We start from the raw sequence: 21,764 nt of genomic DNA on the forward strand, positions 1-21,764 counted from the left end.
GAATCTAAGAGATTTTTTGTGTTGTTCAGGTCTATTTTGCTACCCAGCCAATAGCATCGCTTGGTGGGTTTTCGGTATCTATCCAGATAAATTCGATGCCTATTTCTCCGTTTTTAAACTTGGTCAATCGAATGCCATTGATTTCTAGTTCATTGAGTCGTTGACCTGTCAAGACTTCTCGTTCCTTCAACTGGAAAACGCCACGTAAGATCCAATTTCCAAGGATTTCTTGCTTATCAGTAGACTGAATACCCTTACCAGCTTCTTGGTTGATATAGGCATTGATGACATCACCAGAAGGTAAAAATCGTAGTTTAAAGGTTCTTTCCTCTTTGGATAGAGCTAGTTTTTTAGTGCCAGGTTTCAAACTTCCAAATCCTGGTCCGAAGAAGTTGGGCCTTTCGTCATGGAAGTTTTTGGAGTCAGGCAGGGGAATGTAAACTTCACTGACTGGACGATACACTAACTGTTCAATTTCTTTTATAAGTTTTTCATTGCCAGTCTTGTGAACAAAGTGAATCAAGTCCTCACGAATAGCCTTCCTATTATTTTTTTCCTTACTATTCCACTTTTTCAAGAGGATTTCTTCTAAAGAAAAAGTCACAAAAGCTAGTTCTTCTGGAGCCAGACTGTCTTTGAATTTTTCCTGAATCTTTAAAATTCGTGGCAGACGATATTTTTGGGATAATTTCGGCCCACTGTTAAAGGCATTGAAACCAGAGTTTTCTTTCACATTTCCATGCTTGTCTGTGATTAACCAAGATACTGTTTCTAAGATATCGGATTGTTCCTTTTCAGCTGTTAGTAAATGAAGATTTTCAAAGAGAGTAAAAGGATCTTCAATATAATGGACGTTCCAAGTGTCTACCACAATGTCTTTATTGTTAAAAGTCATGTGAAGCTGGCTGTCAGCTGCTGTATACTTGTAGTGGTGTTGTCCATCTGTAAATCGGAAATTGGTAGGATTGTTTTTGGTAGTTGACCCTTCAATGACTAGATTATCAATATCGACTGGTAAATAAGTCGTTTCACCGACAAAAATCTTAGGATTTTCACCCTTTGGTGTTGGCATTAGAACGTGATAAACAGCTTCAACATTGACTGAGTCCGAGTTAAAACCCTTGATTTGTGCCTTGGAGGACTCAATTCTCTGATTTCTCAAAGTCGCAATCTTCCGTGCCAACTCTTCATAGCGCTGATAGTTTTCCTTGTCTGCAGCTTCTTTATCAGTAGCAATATCTGCATAAAATTTGATATCACCCAACAAGTCCGTCCAAGATTGAGAATCTTTCTTGAACTGAGCAATTTTTTGGTCTCCCGAATTAATCCCAAAAGACTTGATACCAACTAGGTATTTATGATTTTCATCTACAACGACAGAGGCATCATAGGAAGTATTGGCAATATCTTCCCCGACGGCATTAAAAGCCTTCTGGAAAACCGTTTCCTGAAATTTGGAGTTGATAATCGGAGCAACATAATGTTCTGCTTGTCCTTCATCTTCGGATTCTGCCTTTTGAGAGAAAGCTTGGCTCAAACTAGCGAAATTGGTAATTAAGGTTTTGTATTTTTCTTTTTGTTCAGACTTTAGATGTTCCCACATAAGCACCCTCTTTTCTATTCTCAGTATATCAAAAGAAGATTAGTTTTTCACTAATCCTCTTATATATTCGTTAATTAATACTGTAAAATTCGAGTTTGCCTTGTTTTTTTACAAGTCTCAAATACTCTTCGTCTGATAAAACAGCTAAACCATCGTCATAAGCCTTGATTTTTTCAAGAGCCTGATCATAGCTATCCACAAAGTCCTTGACATAGGATTGCCCTTCAAACTGACCGTTCATCTTGGTGTAGATAATGGCCAGTTTCCCTGAGCGGTCAAGTTGAGATTGCCCTTGGCTTTCGTTTAAGGCCTTGGCAACATTCTCCGCGATGCGTTTAATCACGGGGACAACCACGCTGTTTCCAGCTTGTTTGTAGAGCTGACCGTTAGAAACGCCTTCTGGAATTTTAAAGGATTTAGGATAACCTTGAACATTAAAAGTTTCTTTCGGTGTCAGTTTACGAATTTCACCACTGTCCGTCAGGATCAATGGAACATTATGTCCACCTGTTCCCATATTTGCTGTCAGGGTAGGGACAACTCCGTTTTTATTTTCACGGACATACTGACGGCGCCACTGGTAAACCGTATCTTGACTCGTCACTTCAAATTTCAACTGATCGTAGAAATTTTGCTTGCCTTCACGGTAGTAGTAGACCTCGTCTAGCTGTTCACCAAAGTTAATCACATCCTGAAGACTCGTAGTCAGCTTGATTTCCTCTGGGAATTCAAACAAGTCATAAGCTTCTTTGGTATCAAAACCAACAATGTAAATACGCTCACGGTTTTGTGGGATATTCCCATAGTCTTTTCCGTTAAGAACCGTCCACTTGATAAAGTAGTTGTTCTCGGTCAAGGCTTCACGAATGACCTTGAAGGTATTACCATGGTCATGACCGACCATGTTCTTAACGTTTTCGATAAAAATAGCGCGAGGTTTGCATCCCTCAATCATGCGAAGCAATTCGAAGAAAAGATCGCCACGATCATCGTCAAAGCCCTTACGATAACCCGCAATACTAAAGGCTTGACATGGGAAACCTCCCATAATCACATCCACGCGCTCAGCTGGAATATCCTCTGGCTGAACATCGTGAATATCACGACCATCCAAATAGGTATCTGGATGGTTCAACTGATAAGTCTGACGCGCATACTTATCAAATTCATTGGCATACACCACTCTGAACTCGTTGGTCTGTTCAAATCCCAACTCAATTCCCCCAACACCTGAGAAGAAAGCTGCAATGTTGTACTTCTCAGGTCGGTTCGAACTTACAGAATTTGTCATGTAGTAACCTGCTTTCTAAAATATTGACTTTTCTATGATAATACGAAAAATTGTACAATAATAGAAAATCTATTTTTTTCATCAATTGAGTTTGATATTACATTTCTCAATCTTTTATTTATCACTATTGTATAGATCAATATATATTACACTAAAATAATTGGTAATTATTATTTAAATATAAATTTTATAACCAGAATAAATATTGGAGCGATAACTACACTTATAGAAGAAATAGTGTTAATAAGTGTTGTTTTTATTTTGGACTTGTATACTAAAATCAAACTGCACAATCTTTCGATTAGGGTATTCAGACTAAAGAATAAAAAGGACAGAACAATTAATGCTACAAGTAATGAAATAAAAATTGAAAAATCAGATAAAATAATAGGATATTTAAAAAGCTGTATAAAACCATCCTTAATCTCTAAATAAGTAAATAAGTATAAAACGAAAGCTAATATAAAACCTAACGTTTTGATGAGACTGTGCTTATCTAGCAAGTACTTAATAACTACTAAAATAATATAGATTAAGACCATTAATAACACTTGCTTCAAAGTTGAATCAAACGATAAAACTAGATTATCTTTAATTATATTTGTTTCCCAAATCGAAGATATATTTCTGAATTCACTCCAATCATTAATAATTAAATTGAAAATAAAAACTAAGAAAATAATCAAAAAAGATACTTTGTATAAATTGTTTGATAAAAATTTTTTGTCTTCTAATCTGTCCTTATCAAATTTATCGAGTTCATTCTTTAGTTCTATATTTATGTTCTGTGGATTATTAACTTGAATATAGCCATTTTGAATATTTATATCCTTAAAGTCAAAATTTGAATGATTTTGGTTATTATAATTAGTCACAATAGACTCTATTTGTTTTTTAGCAGAAGAATCACTTTTTATTTGCCATAAAAAAGACAAAACAGGTATCCCGTATGTAATAAAGCCGGTCAATATTTCTACTATATTTTTAAAATTCATTTAAAATTTTCTTCTCTTTCTATAAAAATACCAAAAGATACATGTTGTCAGCCTTATTTCACCAACTTCTTCATTTCATCAATACGCGCTACGGTCGCGTCGTATTTGGCTTGGTAGTCGGCTTGTTTATCGCGTTCTTTTTGGACGACTTCTGGTTTGGCGTTGGCTACGAAGCGTTCGTTAGAGAGTTTCTTGCCTACCATATCCAGTTCTTTTTGCCATTTAGCGAGTTCTTTGTCGAGACGAGCCAGTTCTTCTTCGACATTGAGGAGGTCAGCGAGTGGCAAGTAGATTTCTGCTCCTGTGATGACGGTTGACATTGCGAGTTCGGGTGCAGGGATGTTTGATGCGATTTCCAAGTGTTCTGGGTTTGTGAAGCGTTTGATGTAGTTAACATTGCTGTTAAAGAAGGCTTCCAAGTCGCTATCGCTTGTCTTAACAAGGATGGTGATTGGTTTACTTGGAGCTACGTTTACTTCCGCACGCGCATTCCGAACAGCACGGATCAAGTCTTTGAGACTTTCCACGCCAGTGTGAGCGGCAAGGTCTTCAAAAGCTGGGTTAACAGTTGGGTATTCTGCTGTAACGATAGAGCCTTCTGAGATTTGTCCAAAGATTTCCTCTGTCACGAATGGCATAATTGGGTGAAGGAGACGAAGGATTTTGTCCAAAGTGTAAAGGAGAACAGAACGTGTGATAACTTTCTCTTCTTCGTTATCGCTATAAAGAACCTCCTTAGTCAACTCAACGTACCAGTCCGCAAACTCGTCCCAGATGAAGTTATAGAGGATGTGTCCAGCCACACCAAACTCAAACTTATCAAAGTTTTCAGTGACTTTTCCGATGGTTTCATTGAGGTTGTGGAGAATCCAACGGTCAGTGACATTTCCAGCTTCCTTGTTAACAACTTTTTCCACATTAGCAGTTGCTTGCTCAAGAGTCAATCCTTCATTGTTCATGAGGATGTAGCGAGAGATGTTCCAAATCTTGTTAATGAAGTTCCATGAAGCATCCATTTTCTCGTAAGAGAAGCGCACGTCTTGTCCTGGTGCAGAACCGTTTGAAAGGAACCAACGAAGGGCATCGGCACCGTACTTCTCGATAACATCCATTGGGTCAATACCGTTACCAAGTGACTTAGACATCTTGCGTCCTTGCTCGTCACGGATGAGGCCGTGAATCAGAACGTTTTGGAATGGCTGACGGCCAGTGAATTCCAAAGATTGGAAGATCATACGAGACACCCAGAAGAAGATGATGTCGTAACCTGTTACCAAGGTTGAAGTTGGGAAGTAACGTTTGAAGTCTTCTGATTCAACATCAGGCCAGCCCATGGTTGAGAATGGCCAAAGGGCAGAACTGAACCAAGTATCCAAGACGTCTTCGTCCTGAGTCCATCCGTCACCTTCTGGAGCTTCTTCGCCAACGTACATTTCACCCTCAGCATTGTACCAAGCAGGGATTTGGTGACCCCACCAGAGCTGACGAGAGATTACCCAGTCGTGGACATTTTCCATCCATTGGAGGAAGGTATCGTTGAAACGAGGTGGGTAGAATTCTACCTTATCATCTGTATCTTGATTGGCAATAGCATTCTTTGCCAATTGGTCCATCTTGACGAACCATTGTGTAGACAAGCGTGGCTCAACCACAACACCTGTACGCTCTGAGTGACCAACACTGTGGACACGTTTTTCGATTTTAACCAGGGCGCCGATTTCTTCCAACTTAGCAACGACTGCCTTACGAGCTTCAAAACGATCCATGCCTGCAAATTCGAAGGCCAAGTCGTTCATAGTTCCGTCATCGTTCATGACGTTAACTTGTGGCAAGTTATGGCGTTGACCAACCAAGAAGTCGTTTGGATCGTGGGCAGGCGTGATTTTCACGACACCAGTACCAAACTCAGGGTCTGCGTGCTCATCCCCAACGATTGGGATGAGTTTGTTAGCGATTGGAAGGATGACATTTTTACCAATCAAGTCCTTGTAGCGTGGGTCTTCTGGATTGACCGCAACAGCAACGTCCCCAAACATAGTCTCAGGACGAGTGGTCGCAACTTCAAGGGCGCGTGAGCCGTCTTCCAGCATATAGTTCATGTGGTAGAAGGCACCTTCGACATCCTTGTGGATCACCTCGATATCAGAAAGGGCTGTACGAGCTGCTGGGTCCCAGTTGATGATAAACTCACCACGGTAGATCCAGCCTTTTTTGTAAAGGTCCACAAAGACCTTGCGAACGGCTTTTGACAAACCTTCGTCAAGAGTAAATCGTTCGCGAGAGTAGTCTACAGAGAGCCCCATCTTGCCCCATTGTTCCTTGATAGTCGTCGCATATTCATCTTTCCATTCCCAGACTTTTTCAAGGAATTTCTCACGACCGAGGTCATAACGACTAATGCCCTCACCACGCAAGCGTTCCTCAACCTTAGCCTGAGTCGCAATCCCCGCGTGGTCCATCCCTGGAAGCCAAAGCGTGTCGAAACCTTGCATACGTTTTTGACGGATAATGATATCTTGCAAAGTCGTGTCCCAAGCGTGACCAAGGTGGAGTTTACCAGTCACGTTTGGTGGTGGAATGACGATCGAATAAGGCTTAGCCTTTTTATCTCCTGAAGGCTTGAAAACATCTTCATCAAGCCATTTTTGGTAACGACCAGCCTCAACCTCGGCTGGATTGTATTTAGGTGAAAGTTCTTTAGACATGTGTGTGTCCTTTCTAGTTATTTCTATTTTTTAATGTTGGCCTTGATCTTCCCACTCACTCTTCAGCAAGCCGTATCTCAAATCATCACAGCGATTGTCTTGGGCATCTTTGCGGTCTCTTATGCGAGCTTCGAGGGTAAAGCCGAGTTTTTCCGCGACGCGTTGACTTTGGACATTGTAGCCAAAGCAGACCAGTTCAATCTTGTGAAGGCCCAATTCTTTAAAGCCTAAGTCAATCAAGGCTCGCGTTGCTTCTGGGACATATCCTCGTCCCCAATAGTCGGGGTGCAAGGTATAGCCAATCTCCAGCACATCATCTTCGTGGCGATGGTTGAAATCAACAGAGCCGATGATTTTATCAGTCCCTTTGACCACAATTCCATAGCCTGCTGGGAGATTATCCTTTTGATTGCGCTCGGGAAGGATATGTTCTAGGTAATAAATCTCATCTTCCAAGGTCTTGACGGGTGGAAAACCTGCTGGGTAGGAGACTTCTGGAAGACTAGCGTAAGCATATATGTCCTCTGCATCAGCCACTGTTCGGACTCGTAAGACTAGACGCTCCGTTTCGATTCGTTCAGGTAATGTTGCTCTTGTCATTCTTCTACCTCGCTTTCTTGATAAAGCTTCCCATGGAATCGACTCGGTCGTCCAGATAACGATAAACACGCTGGTGGCCGTCCCCCATAAAGTAAGTAGGCGCAAAACGGTCATTTATAAAATGGTCCTTGTCATCTAAGAGCTCTGGATCAGCCAGACGGTCTATAATCTTGGCAAAGATATGGCAGATGCCATCTTCCTCGATAATTCGATCTACCTGGCAATCTAAAACGACTGGACAAGCCTCTAAAATCGGCGCCTGAGTTCGTTCAGAAATCTCATAGTCAAGGCCCAGGTGTTTCAATTTCTCTCGATGGCTGATAAAGCCAGCCTGCTCCATCTCAAGCATGAGGTTTTCGTCAGGGATGTTTACAGTGAACCTCTGGTAATGCTTAATCTGGTCTGCCGCATTTTCCTCAGCGCCAACCCCGATGACTAGCCAATCGCCCAGGCTATAAGAGGAACTGCAGGTCGTGATATTGTGTCCAAAGTTCTGGTCCTGATACCCCAAAATGAAGATAGGGAAACCAAAGTAGAGTTTGCTGGTTTTAAAAGATTGTTTCATGACAACTTCCTTTTGCTAGGCCGCAATAAAAAAATCGCCCCTGTCATCAATCTGACAGGGACGAATATGTTTATCCGCGGTACCACCCAATTTCGGGCAGAGCCCGCAACTCTAATCTTCTTGTTTCTCTTTTATGACGTCGTTAGCTCGTCTTGCCGTACTTGAGTACAGCCTGCAACTCGCTGTCTAGTCCTAAAAGGAAACAAAAAGATTTATATTTCATTTTTTAATTTTAACTCATTAGCAACCAGTTTTGACACATTTGTGGACTTCTCAGCTCCGCCACTTTCTGTAAAATGTGGGACTCAAAACACCTCTAATGGCTATATTTTAACAAGTTTTTGACGGAAAAGCAAGGAACAAGAAAGATTACTTGAACTTGATGCCGTTCTCTTTTAATTTTTTGATAGTAGCTGGACCGATTCCTTTCAAAGCAAGGAGTTCTTTTTCTGTCCAGTTTTTGAAGTCAGCAGCAGACTTGATTCCTTCATCGTAGAAAGTCTTGGCACGGTCGACTGAAAGTCCACCCAGGTTGGCTGCGAATTCCTCTACAGAGCTTGTAACTTTTTGAGCTTGCTCTTTAGTTGCTTCTACAGTTTTTTCAACTTGCTTAGAAACAGCTTTACCTGCGTTGTTTGCAGCTTTTTCAGCGTGTTTCACAACTTTTTTTGTTTCTTCGACAACCTTGTTTACTGCGTTTGAAAGTGCGCCTGAGCGACGAAGACTGTTTCTTAATTGTTTTTTACGTTGTAGTTTTTTTGACATGATAAGATCCTTTCAATAAAAAACCCCTGTGACTAAACAAGGATAAATCTTTATGTTTTATTGTATCAACTTTCTTTGGGAAATGCAAGGCTTGTTATTTTAGAAAGATAGGAGTTCTATAGGGAATTCCGCCTTAGAATAAGAAAAGATGTTAGAAGAAATGCGAAAAATATGGTATAATGAAACGATAGATTTTTGAATAGGAATACAATCATGTTTGGATTTTTAAAAAAAGATAAAGTTACAGAAACACCAGCGGTAGTGCCAGCTCACATCGGAGTTATCATGGATGGGAATGGTCGTTGGGCTAAAAAACGCATGCAGCCACGTGTCTTTGGTCATAAGGCTGGGATGGATGCTTTGAGAACAGTAGCCATTGCTGCTAGTGATATGGGTGTCAAGGCTATGACAGTTTATGCCTTTTCAACTGAAAACTGGACTCGTCCAGACCAGGAAGTTAAGTTTATCATGAATCTGCCGGTTGAATTTTATGATAAGTATGTCCCTGAGTTACACCAAAAGAACATGAAGATTCAAATGATTGGGGAAACGGATCGTTTACCTAAACAGACTTTTGAAGCTTTGAAAAAGGCAGAAGAGTTGACCAAGTTAAACACAGGTTTGATTCTCAATTTTGCCCTTAATTACGGTGGACGAGCTGAAATTACACAGGCAGTCAAGTTGATTTCGCAGGCTGTTTTGGATGCCAAGGTAAATCCAGGCGATATTAAAGAAGAGTTGATTGGGGAATATCTCTTTACGGGGCATTTGCCGAAAACTTTACGCGATCCAGATTTGATCATCCGAACTAGTGGCGAGCTTCGTTTGAGTAATTTCTTGCCTTGGCAAGCAGCTTATAGTGAACTTTATTTCACAGATGTCTTGTGGCCTGACTTTGATGAGGAAGCCTTGAAGGAAGCTATTGCAGAGTTTAACCGCCGCAATCGTCGATTTGGAGGAGTATAGGAAAATTATGAAAAAGGACTTAATAAAGAGGACCATATTTGCCGCTTTGGCCCTAGCTATCTTTATCCCACTCTTGATGGTTGGAGGACTGTGGCTACAGATTGTGATGGGAATTTTAGCCATGCTTGGAGTTCGTGAATTGCTCCAGATGAAAGGTTTAAATACCATGACCCCTGAGGGCTTGTTAACCTTGCTAGCAACTTTCGTACTAACCATCCCCTTGGAAAACTATCTGACCTTTTTGCCCGTAGATGGAAATGTCGTCGCATACAGTGTTGTAATTTTTGTTATGCTTGGAGCGACTGTCTTCAGCAAAAACTACACGATTGAGGATGCCGCCTTCCCAATTGCTATGAGCTTCTATGTTGGTTTTGGATTCAACGCTTTAGTCGATGCTCGAATCGCTGGCTTGGATAAAGCACTTTTGGCTCTCTGTATCGTGTGGGCAACAGATAGTGGTGCCTACCTAGTGGGTATGAATTTTGGAAAGAGAAGATTGGCTCCAAGAGTTTCTCCTAATAAATCAGTTGAAGGAGCCTTTGGTGGGATTGTAGCTGCTATGCTTGTCACACTCATCTTTATGTTAGTGGATAGCACAGTTGCCCTTCCTTACGGCATTTATAAAATGATGCTCTTTGCAATTTTCTTTAGTATTGCAGGTCAATTAGGTGATTTGATTGAAAGTGCCATGAAACGCCATTTTGGAGTCAAGGATTCAGGATTCTTTATTCCAGGGCATGGCGGAGTACTGGATCGTTTTGATTCTATGCTAGCAGTTTTCCCTATTATGCACCTCTTTGGCTTATTTTAAGGAAAGGTGAACAGAAATTAAATGATAGGATTATTAACCTTTATCCTTGTTTTTGGAATTATAGTGGTGGTTCACGAGTTTGGACATTTTTACTTTGCCAAGAAGTCTGGCATTCTGGTTCGTGAATTTGCCATTGGAATGGGTCCAAAAATCTTTGCCCATATCGGGAAAGACGGGACAGCTTACACGATTCGTCTCCTACCGTTGGGTGGTTATGTCCGCATGGCAGGTTGGGGCGAGGATACCACAGAGATTAAGACAGGAACTCCTGTTAGTTTGACTTTGGCCGAGGATGGCAAGGTTAAGCGTATCAATCTTTCCAGTAAGAAGGTCGACCAAACAGCCCTTCCGATGCAGGTAACCCAATATGACTTTGAGGATAAACTCTTTATCACAGGTTTGGTCTTAGAAGAGGAAAAAACGTTCTCCGTAGACCATGATGCAACTATTGTGGAATCTGATGGAACGGAAGTTCGTATCGCTCCGCTAGACGTTCAATATCAAAATGCAACTGTCTGGGGCAAATTGATTACCAACTTTGCAGGCCCCATGAATAACTTTATCCTAGGAGTTGTCGTCTTCTGGATTTTGATTTTCATGCAAGGTGGTGTTCGTGATACACAAAGTAATAACTTTAGTATCATCCCTGATAGCGCGATTGCAAAGGTCGGTATTGAAAATACGGCCCAAATCACTAAAGTCGGTTCACACGAAATCAGTAACTGGCAAGATTTGGTTCAGGCAGTGGAAGCAGAGACCAAGGATAAAACAGCACCTGTTTTAGATGTGACAGTCTCTGAAAATGGAACTGAAAAACAAGTCAGTGTGACACCTGAGGAAAGCCAAGGGCGTTATATTTTGGGTGTTCAACCGAGACTTAAATCGGATATCTGGTCTATGTTTGTAGGTGGATTCACATCTGCAGCTGACTCAGCCTTGCGCATTCTTAATGCCTTGAAAAACTTGATTTTCCAACCTGACCTGAATAAACTGGGTGGTCCTGTTGCCATCTTTAAGGCAAGTAGCGATGCTGCTAAGAATGGACTTGAAAACGTCCTATTCTTCTTGGCTATGATTTCTATCAATATCGGGATTTTCAACTTAATTCCTATCCCGGCACTTGATGGTGGGAAAATCGTGCTCAACATCATCGAAGCTATTCGCCGCAAACCACTGAAACAAGAAATTGAAACCTATGTTACTCTAGTCGGAGTTGTGATTATGGTTGTCTTGATGATTGCCGTTACATGGAACGACATCATGCGAACCTTCTTTTAAGAATTAGAGGAAAAATATGAAACAAAGTAAAATGCTAATCCCAACGCTTCGCGAAATGCCAAGCGATGCTCAAGTTATCAGCCACGCACTTATGTTGCGTGCTGGTTATGTTCGTCAAGTATCAGCAGGAGTCTATTCTTACCTGCCACTTGCTAACCGTGTTATCGAAAAAGCTAAGAAGATCATGCGTCAGGAATTTGACAAGATTGGTGCGGTTGAGATGTTGGCTCCAGCCCTTCTCAGTGCAGATCTTTGGCGTGAGTCTGGCCGTTATGATACCTACGGTGAAGACTTGTACAAATTGAAAAACCGTGAAGGATCTGACTTCATCCTAGGTCCAACTCACGAAGAAACCTTCACAGCGATTGTTCGTGATTCTGTCAAGTCTTACAAGCAATTGCCACTAAACTTGTACCAAATCCAGCCTAAATACCGTGATGAAAAACGTCCACGTAATGGACTTCTTCGTACGCGTGAATTCATCATGAAAGACGGTTATAGCTTCCACGCTAACTACGATAGCTTGGATGTAACTTATGATGAGTACAAGGCAGCCTATGAGCGTATCTTCACTCGTAGTGGCTTGGACTTCAAAGCTATCATCGGTGACGGTGGAGCTATGGGTGGTAAGGATAGCCAAGAATTTATGGCCATCACACCTGCTCGTACAGACCTTGACCGTTGGGTTGTTTTAGACAAGTCTGTTGCATCATTTGATGAGATTCCTGTAGAAGTGCAAGAAGAAATCAAGGCAGAATTGCTCAAATGGATGGTTTCTGGTGAAGATACCATTGCTTACTCAAGTGAATCAAGCTATGCTGCTAACTTGGAAATGGCAACGAACGCCTACAAACCAAGCAACCGTGTTGTGACTGAAGATCAAGTAGCTCGCGTGGAAACACCAGGTGTCAAATCGATTGATGAAGTGGCTGCTTTCTTGAATGTCTCTGAAGAGCAAACAATCAAGACCTTGGTTTATATTGCAGATGAGGAGCCAGTTGTTGCCCTACTCGTTGGCAATGACCAGCTCAATGAAGTCAAATTGAAAAACTACCTTGGAGCAGATTTCTTGGAACCTGCAACTGAGGCAGAAGTCAAAGAATTATTGGGAGCTGACTTTGGTTCCCTTGGGCCAGTAGACCTTCCAGAAAACGTTAAGATTATCGCTGACCGCAAGGTACAAGATAGCCGCAATGCTGTTGTCGGTGCCAATGAAGATGGTTACCACTTGACTGGTGTGAACCCAGATCGTGACTTCACTGCCGAGTATGTGGATATCCGTGAAGTTCGTGAGGGTGAAATTTCCCCTGATGGACAAGGTGTTCTCAACTTTGCGCGTGGTATCGAGATTGGTCATATCTTTAAACTGGGTACTCGTTACTCAGCAAGTATGGGAGCAGATGTCTTGGACGAAAATGGCCGCGCTGTGCCAATCATCATGGGATGCTACGGTATCGGTGTCAGCCGTCTCCTTTCAGCAGTTATGGAGCAACATGCTCGCCTCTTTGTTAACAAAACTCCAAAGGGTGAATACCGTTACGCTTGGGGAATCAACTTCCCTAAAGAATTGGCGCCATTTGATGTGCACTTGATTCCAGTTAATGTCAAGGACGAAGCAAGTCTTGAATTAACCAACCGTATCGAAGAAGCCTTGGTAAACAAAGGTTACGAAGTTTTGACGGATGACCGTAACGAACGTGTCGGTGTTAAATTCAGCGATAGCGACTTGATCGGTCTTCCAATCCGTATCACTGTTGGTAAGAAAGCAGCCGACGGTATCGTAGAAGTGAAGATCAAGGCGACAGGAGATACGATCGAAGTTCATGCAGATAACTTGCTTGAGACCCTTGAAATCTTAACCAACAAATAAAATCTATAATCAGAAGAAAAACAAGACAAAAATGTAACTAGTTTTTGCCTTGTTTTTTCTTTATAATGAGAGAAAGTAAACATTAAAAGCGTAAAAAGAGGTAGTACTATGCTAAAATTTCCAAAGGATTTTGTCTGGGGTTCCTCAACTTCTGGACCACAGACAGAAGGACGAGTATCTGGTGACGGCAAGGGAGATAATCTCTGGGATTATTGGTACCAAGTAGAGCCAAACCGTTACTACAATGGCATTGGACCTGATAAGACATCGACCTTCTATGAAAACTGGGAAAAAGATATCGAACTTTTGTTAGAAACAGGACATACAGCTTTTCGAACCTCTATCCAGTGGTCTCGTATTTTCCCACAAGGGCGTGGAGAAGTCAATCCTCAAGGGGTGGCTTTCTACCGTCAGGTATTTGAAGCCATCAAGGCTAAGGGAATTCGTCTTTTAGTCAATCTCTATCACTTTGACTTGCCTTTCGCCCTTCAAGAAGATGGGGATGGTTGGGAAAATAAAGCAACTATTAAGGCTTATGAAGACTATGCTCGTTTCTGTTTTGAGACCTACGGTGACCTTGTGGACCAATGGATTACCTTCAATGAGCCTATCGTTCCTGTTGAGTTTGGCTATTTTTATGATGCCCATTATCCACATAAGGTGGATGCCAAAGCAGCGGTTAAGGTTGCCTATCATACACAACTGGCGAGCACTCTTGCAGTTAAGGCTTGTCATGAAGTCTTACCAGGCTCTAAGATTGGGATTGTCCTCAACTTGACACCAGCCTATCCACGTAGCCAACATCCTGCTGACGTGAAAGCTGCTCGTATTGCAGATCTCTTCCAGGCACAATCTTTCCTAGATCCGTCTGTTTTAGGAACATATCCAGAAGAGTTAGTGGAAATTTTGTCTGAGCATGACTTGTTACCAGAATACACAGTCGAAGAGTTGGAACTCATTCGTGAGAACACCGTTGACTTCCTAGGAGTCAACTATTATCAGCCTTTGCGTGTTATGGCGCCACGTTTTGCTAAGCACCCTGATAGTCCACTCTTACCAGAACATTTCTATGAACCTTACGTGATGCCAGGTCGTAAGATTAATCCGCACCGCGGTTGGGAAATCTATGAGCAAGGAATTTATGACATTGCCCAAAACATCAAGGAAAACTATGGGAATATTGAGTGGATGTTAACTGAAAACGGTATGGGTGTTGAAGGTGAAGATAAATTCCGTGAAAATGGCATGATCCAGGATGACTACCGTATCGACTTTGTCAAAGGTCACCTTCGTGAACTGCATCGCGCTATCGAAGACGGTGCCAACTGTAAAGGCTACTTGATCTGGACCTTTATCGATTGCTGGTCATGGCTCAATAGTTACAAAAATCGCTATGGTTTGGTCGAGCTTAACCTTGAAACGCAAGAGCGCCGCTTGAAAAAATCAGGACACTGGTTCAAAGAGCTCAGTGACAATAATGGGTTTTAAGTAACTTTTCAAATAAATTCAAAAAACCATTGGAAATAAAGCTCTCTGAGAGAGTTTCCAATGGTTTTTATTTGTCTTAAAGTAATCCGATAAAAAGCAACAAGGCTGACAGAGCAATAAAGGCTAGGGTTGCTAGACCACGTTGGCCTGGACTGTAAATCTTTCGTTCGCCTCGAACTGGGAAGACGATAGCTAGTAATGCGCCACCGATAGCCCCACCTACGTGTCCGGCAAGGCTGATTCCTGGCATTAAAACGCTACCTACTAGGTTGATAACTAAGAGGGAGAGGTAGGATTGCCCGAGCTGTTGGAGATAGGGATTGCGTGAAGCATAACGAAGAACGACAATAGAAGCGAACATCCCGTAGAGGGCAGTTGAAGCACCCGCGGTAATAGCATTAGGGCTAAAAACGAGGACAAAGAGATTCCCCATCATACCTGATAGAAGGTAGATAAAGAAAAACTGTTTGGAGCCAAAGATCTGCTCCATCTGACGTCCCAAAAAGTAGAGGGACAGCATATTAACAAAAAAGTGCTGCAAGCCAATATGGACAAAGGTGGCCGAGAATAAGCGCCAGATTTGTTCAGGCATGGCCTTGATTGCTGGGGGATAAACAGCTCCGAATTTATACAAGGTGGCTGCGCTTGTGTAATTGAAACCACTGGTTAGAAACATGAGTACAAAAACCAGGGTTGTCACGAGGAGAAAGAAGCTCGTGGTGGGATAACGACGATCAAAAATCTCTTTCATAGATGAGTACCTCCTCAATTGGTATATCGTAGTGATCCGGTTGGAAATCCTGAATCTGGCATGGATAAAGCGTACTAATGGTATGGCCCGAGAAATGCTCTAAGTAGCGATCGTAATAGCCACCACCGTAACCAACCCGATAACCAGAAGTATTGAAAGCTAATCCAGGAACATGGATCAAGTCAATCTGAGACGGCTCAAAGACAATAGTTTTCCCCTGTGGTTCAAGAAGTCCAAAAGAATTTCTTTCGAGTTTCTCTGGTTCATATAGAACAAAGTCCATTTTCCCATGTGGATAAGTTTTGGGAATGAGGATAGTCTTTCCATCTTTTTGAGCTTGTTCGATGAGTTCAGCTGTCTGAAATTCATGGGGAAAAGACAGATAAGTGGCGATGTTTTTTGATTCCTTATAGAATGGATGTTGAAGGAGCTGCTCTGTGAGCCAAGCGTTCATGCTCTGCTTTTCTTCTTTGGATAGAGACTTAAGTCCTTGCAAGACCTGTTTGCGTAGGGCTTTTTTCATAGTTTACTCCGCAGCTTTCTTGGCTAAAAAGCTTGATACAGCGTCAACACCGATAGCTAGAGCTTCTTCCTTAGGACTCATCTTTGGATGGTGAAGAGCATAGGGACTATCAATACCTAGCCAGAACATGACCCCAGGAACCTTGGAGAGAAGGTAACCGAAGTCTTCCCCTGTCATGGCAGGTTCGATATCGATTAGTTCAATGCCCTCTTTTTCATCAAAGAAAGTCATCAACTCCCGGGCTAATTCAGGGTTGTTTTCGACTGGCAAATAACCTCCCTGCTTGAGTCCAATCTCTACATCAATATCAAAAGCAGCTGCTACACCTTCAGCGATAGCTTTGACACGTTTTTGAACCAAGAGACTCATATTGTGTGTAAGAGCTCGAATGGTTCCATGCAGGAAGGCTGTATCAGCGATGACATTGTTGGTTGTCCCAGCTTGAAAAACACCAAAAGTGACGACAGCTCCCTCGATAGGATCGACGTTACGGCTGACAACCGACTGAACTTGGGTCACAAAATAGCTAGCTGCAACCAGAGCATCGTTGGCTTCATGTGGAAAAGCAGCGTGACCACCTTTACCATTAAAGCGAATCTTGACTTCGCAAGTGCCCGCAAAGAGTGTATGGGTATTGGTCGCAATCTGTCCAACTTTTAAGTCTGGACGAACATGAAGTCCATAGAATTGGTCAGGCAACCAGTCACCAAAGGCATCATCTTCATACATGAGCATACCGCCTGCCTCATTTTCTTCCGCAGGTTGAAAGAGAAAGAGGAGGTTGTTTTTTGGTTGTTTTTCTAAAGCACGTTCGAGACTTCCAAGTGCAATGGTCATATGAAAATCATGCCCACAAGCATGCATGCGGTCTGGATGTTGAGAGGCAAAAGGAAGGCCTGTTTGTTCAACAATTGGGAGGCCATCAATGTCTGTCCGCCAACCGATGGTACGTTCTGGCTGACTTCCTTGTAAGTAAACTAAAATACCAGTTCGCCAGGTACGAATCTGAACAAAATCCTTGTCAGCTGTTAATTTCTCAATGACATTGAGTAAATAAGCGTGAGTCTTGAATTCTTCTAAACCAATCTCAGGAATTTGGTGAAGATCGCGTCGAGTCTGAATCAAATCTAACATATCTATTTTCCTTTTACTAATATGATAAAGAGGCTGGAAAAGTTTCCGCCTCTGTTACTATTTACAAGGTGCGAAGCGCATCTTCTAGCGCTGTTTTTTGTTGGGTTTTGCTATCGATTTCTTTGATAACACGAGCTGGAACGCCTGCTACCACAACATTTTCTGGAACATCTTGAGTAACGATGGCACCTGCAGCGACAACAGAACCACTACCAATCTGAACACCTTCGATAACTACAGCGTTAGCACCGATGAGAACATTGTCACCGACACGGACAGGCTCAGCACTAGCTGGCTCGATGACACCTGCAAGAACAGCACCTGCACCTACGTGACTATTTTTACCGACAATAGCACGTCCACCTAAAATAGCTCCCATATCAATCATAGTGCCAGCACCGATTTCTGCACCGATATTGATAACAGCTCCCATCATGATAACAGCGTTGTCACCAATCTCAACTTGGTCACGGATGATAGCGCCTGGCTCGATACGAGCATTGATATCACGTTTATCAAGGAGAGGTACAGCTGAATTGCGGGCGTCTTGTTCAACAACATAGTCCTTGTTTTCTGTAAGTCCTTCAAGAAGTGGAGCGATATCTTTCCAGTCTCCAAAAAGAACATTCCCAAGCTTGATAACAGAAGCAGGGATGGCTCCATCAAGTTGCCCTTCAAAGGTCACTTTTACACTTGTCTTTTTTTCAGCATTAGCGATAAATTGGATAATTTCTTGTGCATTCATTTTTGTAGCAGTCATAGGTGTCTCCTCACTCTTTGTAATGCTTACTATTCTACCAAAAAAGGCTTCAATTTTGAAGCCTTAAGTGTTAAAAGAGGATTCTTTCAGTTTATCTTTTGATTCTTCAATGGATAAGAAGATCATGGGAATAATAATCAAGATCATAGCCAGAAGAAGATACCCATCTAGGACCAGACCTAGAAATAGAACACTTAGAATAGCTGATGACAAAGGTTCGCTTGCACTGACGACTGACACCACCAAAGGAGAAACGAGCGAGACAGCTTTCATGGATAGGAAGAAAGCAAAGGCTGTTCCCAAAAAGGCAATGGTCAAACAAATCAAGATACTCACCCAATCAAGCTGAAAGCTAATTCTATAAACAGGATAGAGAAAATTACTAAAGAGTCCAGCCAGCAACATTCCCCAACCAACAGTTGGCACAAAACCGTATTTTTTAGCAAATGGCTGGGGCAAGATAACATTAAACATAACTCCCAGAGCACTGAGAAGCCCTGTCAGCAATGCGAGGGGAGTGATGGATAGTTTAGACAGATCGCCTTTAGTAGCCATCAGAAAGACTCCGAGCATAGCAGTCAAAACATAGAAAATTGCTTTTTTAGAAGCTTTTTTCTTGTAGATAAGACGGTTGTATATGAGAATGAAAACAGGACTTATAAATTGTAGGATAGTTGCCGTTGTTGCATTAGAGTATTCTACACAGAGATAGAAGAAATACTGAACAGAGAAAATTCCTAAGATAGCATAAGCCAGAAAAGGTAGATAATTGTTGCGGTTTCTCCAAAGGTCGAATAACTGTGAACGGAACTTAAAGCCGGACAAGATGAGTACGAAACCACCTGCAAGACTTAGTCGCATAGAAGTAATCCAACCAGAGGAGACTGGATAATGCGTAAAGAAGAATTCTCCTAAAATGCCACAAATACCCCATATTAATCCGGAAAGGAGGGAATATATGGTTCCCTTGAAAATATTTTTTTGATAGTGATTCATATAAAAGTCGAGTTAGGTGACATACTCTTGATAATAGGTATGTTAGCGTTGGGACCTATTCGAAGAAGAGCTGTTATTATTTTTATCTTTATCCTTATCCTTATCTTTATCCTTATCCTTATCTTTATCCTTATCCTTATCCTTGTCTTTATCTTTATCTTTATCTTTGTTGTCTTGTTTTATTAAATTTCCAACAATCGTATTCCAAGCTTTTTGGTAATCAGAGTCACTTCCACCAATAGCAAATCGGTAGGTAGTAGTCGGAGCACCAGCTTGGTTAGCCCAGTAACTTGTTACCATTTCTCCAGTAACGTCAATCTCTTTGCCGTTGATAGTGACCTTACCAGGCTTCTGTCCAGTAGACTTAAGGACTTGAGAAGATGTTACACTTGAATCAAGGCTGAAACGCTCAGTTCCCCAAGCAGAAGGAGAAGCTTGTTGAATAGCGTTTACGAGGTGGGCCATATACTTAGCATTACGATAATATGCGCCTTTGGCTAACGGACTGTTATCATCATGACCAATCCAACCACCAAGAGTCAATCGAGGCGTTGAAAGCATGAGCCACATATCACCTTCCTCGTTAGTTGTACCAGTTTTCCCAATCCAATCAGCACCTGCTAGACTGGAATTTATGCTATAAAGATCGCTTTGGAAACTTGTAGTTATCCGGGATGAAAGTACATCTCTTAGTAGACTTTGCATAATGGTTGCAGTAGCTTTTGAGTAGACTTGAACAGGTTCGTCTTTATGTTCATAGATAACTTCTCCACTGCTTTTTTCGATTTTCGAAATCATGTATTTTTTATGGTAAACACCATTGTTGGCCAAGGTTTGGTATCCGTTTGTATGTTGAGCTACAGTAACTTCAATTCCTCCTCCCATAGGAAGACTTTCAATACCGTATTCTGGGATTTCATACCCCATTTTTTCCATATAGGAGCGGACATCAACTCCTTTTTCACGAAGCATACGATAAGTCCAGTAGGCCGGGATATTCCAGGAATAATTGAGAGCTTCCTTTAGGTTTATCATAGCTGTTCCCGGACTGTTGACGTGCATGATCGGAGTTCCGTTGGCAAAGTTCGTTGGATAGTTTGATAGGATGCTAGCACTTCCCATCAAGCCTTGGTCAATAGCAATACCATAGGCTAAGATAGGTTTGGTAGTCGAAGCCGGAGATCGCTTTGTGTCAAAGGCGTGATTATTTTGATTGCTTTGGTAATCTCGTCCTCCTACAAATCCTATGATGGCTCCTGTTTTATTATCCATTAAGACATTTCCGACTTCAGGTTGACCACTACTATCATTTAGAAGGTAGCTATAGTTTGCCATTGCATTTTGCATTGCATTATGGATCGTTTTATCGATTGTAGTAGTGATACGGTAACCACCATTTTGAATTTCTTTTTCAGCCAATTCACGATAAGATCTTTGAATAGATTCGTTCTTAAGCTCTTGTTCGGAAACGTTATCTTTTTTGACCAGATAATCATACATGACATTAGTCGCTTCATCAAGTGCAGTGAAGTAAAGATAACCCTTAGCTGTTAGGTTTACACTTTCTGCTGGCAAGAAGTCTTGCTTAATGTCATATGCTATATAGGTTTCGTAGTCTTCCTGACTGAGCACTCCAGTTCTATACATATTGTAGAGAACATCTTTGGAACGCTTGATTCCGAGTTCCATATCCTCTTCACTCTTCATCTCACCAGTCGCTTCATAAGGGGAGTAAGAGATAGGACTTTGTGGTAATCCTGCTATAAAGGCTGCTTGAGGGATTGTTAGCTGATTTGCATCAACCCCAAAAATACCTTTGGCTGCTTGTTGAGCCCCTGCAATATTTTGACCTTTATTGTTACGGCCAAATGGAGCAACGTTGAGATAAGTTGTCAAGATTTCATCCTTGCTCATTGCTCGCTCTAAAGCCAAGGCATCCACAATTTCACTAGCTTTACGAGCGAGTGTAGGGGCATCACCAACAACTTGTTGTTTGATGAGCTGTTGTGTCAGAGTAGATCCACCGCTCGAAGAACCAAGACCGATAAAGTTTCCTAGACTAGCACGAATAACAGCTTTAGGAACGACACCATTGTGTTCTGCAAAATGTTCATCCTCTGTTGCAACGATAGCCTGCTTGAGATTGTCTGAAATAGCGTCCGACGCAACAGATGTTCGCAGAAGATCGCTCTCAATAGCACCGATCATGGATCCGTCAGCATAGTAAATCTCAGAGATGGATGAAATATCATTCACCTGTTTGATCAGATCCTCCGTCTGAGGAACGGTTACTTTGTCAAATAGAGAAACCGCATAACCGAAAACAACCCCAGTGCCCAAAAGTCCACCAAGAAAGGCGATGATAAAAAGGGTATTAAAGGTTGCCTTGATTCCCAATAAGATATTAGCAAAGATTGTCCAGATATTGGTCTTTGTTTGTGTTTTCTCCTTAGAAGTTTTAGGACCAATTTTGGTCAAATCTATATTTTTTAGTTTTGTTTTTAGAGACTGAAGGAAAGCCAGTCCTTTTTCTTTAAGTTCTAACAATTTATTCTTCATTTCTTTCCTCACTTCTTATTATTATACCATAAAAGCATCTATTGCAAGAAATTAGGCTTAGACAAGATTTGGAGGTGTTTAGGCAGCAAAAAAACCAGGAACAT

18 protein-coding genes are annotated in these 21,764 nt (G+C 41.7%); 5 read left to right on the top strand and 13 right to left on the bottom strand.

Annotated elements, in window-relative coordinates; translation table 11 throughout:
• Nucleotides 1–31: 31 nt before the first annotated feature.
• The 7 genes from ACXYSK_RS06835 to ACXYSK_RS06865 form a co-directional block, all read right to left on the bottom strand.
• The gene (locus ACXYSK_RS06835) at nucleotides 32–1,603 is read right to left on the bottom strand and encodes a hypothetical protein (protein WP_458625499.1); all 1,572 of its coding nucleotides are present in this window, start codon (nucleotides 1,601–1,603) and stop codon (nucleotides 32–34) included.
• 70 nt (nucleotides 1,604–1,673) lie between these two features.
• Nucleotides 1,674–2,894 (bottom strand): DNA (cytosine-5-)-methyltransferase, encoded by a 1,221-nt coding sequence (dcm, locus tag ACXYSK_RS06840; protein ID WP_458625500.1) that lies wholly within the window; start codon nucleotides 2,892–2,894, stop codon nucleotides 1,674–1,676.
• Nucleotides 2,895–3,064: 170 nt separating this feature from the next.
• Nucleotides 3,065–3,889, bottom strand: a complete 825-nt coding sequence (locus ACXYSK_RS06845; RefSeq protein ID WP_458625501.1) for an energy-coupling factor transporter transmembrane component T family protein — start codon at nucleotides 3,887–3,889, stop codon at nucleotides 3,065–3,067.
• A gap of 53 nt (nucleotides 3,890–3,942) precedes the next feature.
• The gene (locus tag ACXYSK_RS06850) at nucleotides 3,943–6,594 is read right to left on the bottom strand and encodes a valine--tRNA ligase (RefSeq protein WP_458625502.1); all 2,652 of its coding nucleotides are present in this window, start codon (nucleotides 6,592–6,594) and stop codon (nucleotides 3,943–3,945) included.
• Nucleotides 6,595–6,624: 30 nt separating this feature from the next.
• Entirely contained in the window at nucleotides 6,625–7,194 is a 570-nt protein-coding gene (locus ACXYSK_RS06855) for a GNAT family N-acetyltransferase (protein ID WP_458625503.1), read from the bottom strand.
• A gap of 4 nt (nucleotides 7,195–7,198) precedes the next feature.
• On the bottom strand, nucleotides 7,199–7,759 hold the full coding sequence (locus tag ACXYSK_RS06860) for a flavin reductase family protein (RefSeq protein WP_458625504.1): 561 nt from the start codon (nucleotides 7,757–7,759) through the stop codon (nucleotides 7,199–7,201).
• A gap of 369 nt (nucleotides 7,760–8,128) precedes the next feature.
• Nucleotides 8,129–8,524, bottom strand: coding sequence for a helix-hairpin-helix domain-containing protein (locus tag ACXYSK_RS06865; RefSeq protein WP_006151340.1), 396 nt, complete (start codon nucleotides 8,522–8,524; stop codon nucleotides 8,129–8,131).
• Nucleotides 8,525–8,737: 213 nt separating this feature from the next.
• On the opposite strand from ACXYSK_RS06865, the gene ACXYSK_RS06870 reads away from it, so the two are divergent.
• From ACXYSK_RS06870 to ACXYSK_RS06890, 5 genes are all read left to right on the top strand, one after another.
• A complete protein-coding gene (locus ACXYSK_RS06870; protein ID WP_458625505.1) occupies nucleotides 8,738–9,490 on the top strand; it encodes an isoprenyl transferase in 753 nt (250 codons plus the stop codon).
• A gap of 7 nt (nucleotides 9,491–9,497) precedes the next feature.
• Nucleotides 9,498–10,301 carry a phosphatidate cytidylyltransferase gene (locus ACXYSK_RS06875; protein ID WP_414312151.1) on the top strand — a complete coding sequence of 268 codons (804 nt, stop codon included), beginning with the start codon at nucleotides 9,498–9,500 and terminating at the stop codon, nucleotides 10,299–10,301.
• Between the two features lie 21 nt (nucleotides 10,302–10,322).
• The gene (rseP, locus tag ACXYSK_RS06880; RefSeq protein ID WP_458625506.1) at nucleotides 10,323–11,579 is read left to right on the top strand and encodes an RIP metalloprotease RseP; all 1,257 of its coding nucleotides are present in this window, start codon (nucleotides 10,323–10,325) and stop codon (nucleotides 11,577–11,579) included.
• Nucleotides 11,580–11,595: 16 nt separating this feature from the next.
• A complete protein-coding gene (locus tag ACXYSK_RS06885; RefSeq protein ID WP_458625507.1) occupies nucleotides 11,596–13,449 on the top strand; it encodes a proline--tRNA ligase in 1,854 nt (617 codons plus the stop codon).
• 108 nt (nucleotides 13,450–13,557) lie between these two features.
• Nucleotides 13,558–14,937, top strand: a complete 1,380-nt coding sequence (locus ACXYSK_RS06890; RefSeq protein WP_458625508.1) for a glycoside hydrolase family 1 protein — start codon at nucleotides 13,558–13,560, stop codon at nucleotides 14,935–14,937.
• A gap of 76 nt (nucleotides 14,938–15,013) precedes the next feature.
• On the opposite strand, the gene ACXYSK_RS06895 is transcribed toward ACXYSK_RS06890, so the two are convergent.
• From ACXYSK_RS06895 to pbp1b, 6 genes are all read right to left on the bottom strand, one after another.
• Complete coding sequence (locus tag ACXYSK_RS06895; protein ID WP_458625509.1) at nucleotides 15,014–15,688, bottom strand: rhomboid family intramembrane serine protease; 675 nt, start codon at nucleotides 15,686–15,688, stop codon at nucleotides 15,014–15,016.
• The gene (locus ACXYSK_RS06900) at nucleotides 15,672–16,211 is read right to left on the bottom strand and encodes a 5-formyltetrahydrofolate cyclo-ligase (protein ID WP_458625510.1); all 540 of its coding nucleotides are present in this window, start codon (nucleotides 16,209–16,211) and stop codon (nucleotides 15,672–15,674) included. The genes ACXYSK_RS06895 and ACXYSK_RS06900 overlap by 17 nt, the downstream gene beginning before the upstream one ends.
• Nucleotides 16,212–16,214: 3 nt before the next feature.
• A complete protein-coding gene (locus tag ACXYSK_RS06905) occupies nucleotides 16,215–17,345 on the bottom strand; it encodes an N-acetyldiaminopimelate deacetylase (RefSeq protein ID WP_458625511.1) in 1,131 nt (376 codons plus the stop codon).
• 61 nt (nucleotides 17,346–17,406) lie between these two features.
• Nucleotides 17,407–18,105 (bottom strand): 2,3,4,5-tetrahydropyridine-2,6-dicarboxylate N-acetyltransferase, encoded by a 699-nt coding sequence (gene dapD, locus ACXYSK_RS06910; protein WP_235083502.1) that lies wholly within the window; start codon nucleotides 18,103–18,105, stop codon nucleotides 17,407–17,409.
• Nucleotides 18,106–18,168: 63 nt separating this feature from the next.
• Complete coding sequence (locus ACXYSK_RS06915; protein WP_458625512.1) at nucleotides 18,169–19,101, bottom strand: DMT family transporter; 933 nt, start codon at nucleotides 19,099–19,101, stop codon at nucleotides 18,169–18,171.
• A 42-nt stretch (nucleotides 19,102–19,143) separates the two neighbouring features.
• Nucleotides 19,144–21,660: a penicillin-binding protein PBP1B gene (gene pbp1b / locus ACXYSK_RS06920; protein ID WP_458625513.1), complete on the bottom strand. Its 2,517-nt coding sequence runs from the start codon at nucleotides 21,658–21,660 to the stop codon at nucleotides 19,144–19,146.
• Nucleotides 21,661–21,764: the final 104 nt, after the last annotated feature.

Source organism: Streptococcus sp. V919 (genome assembly GCF_054353475.1).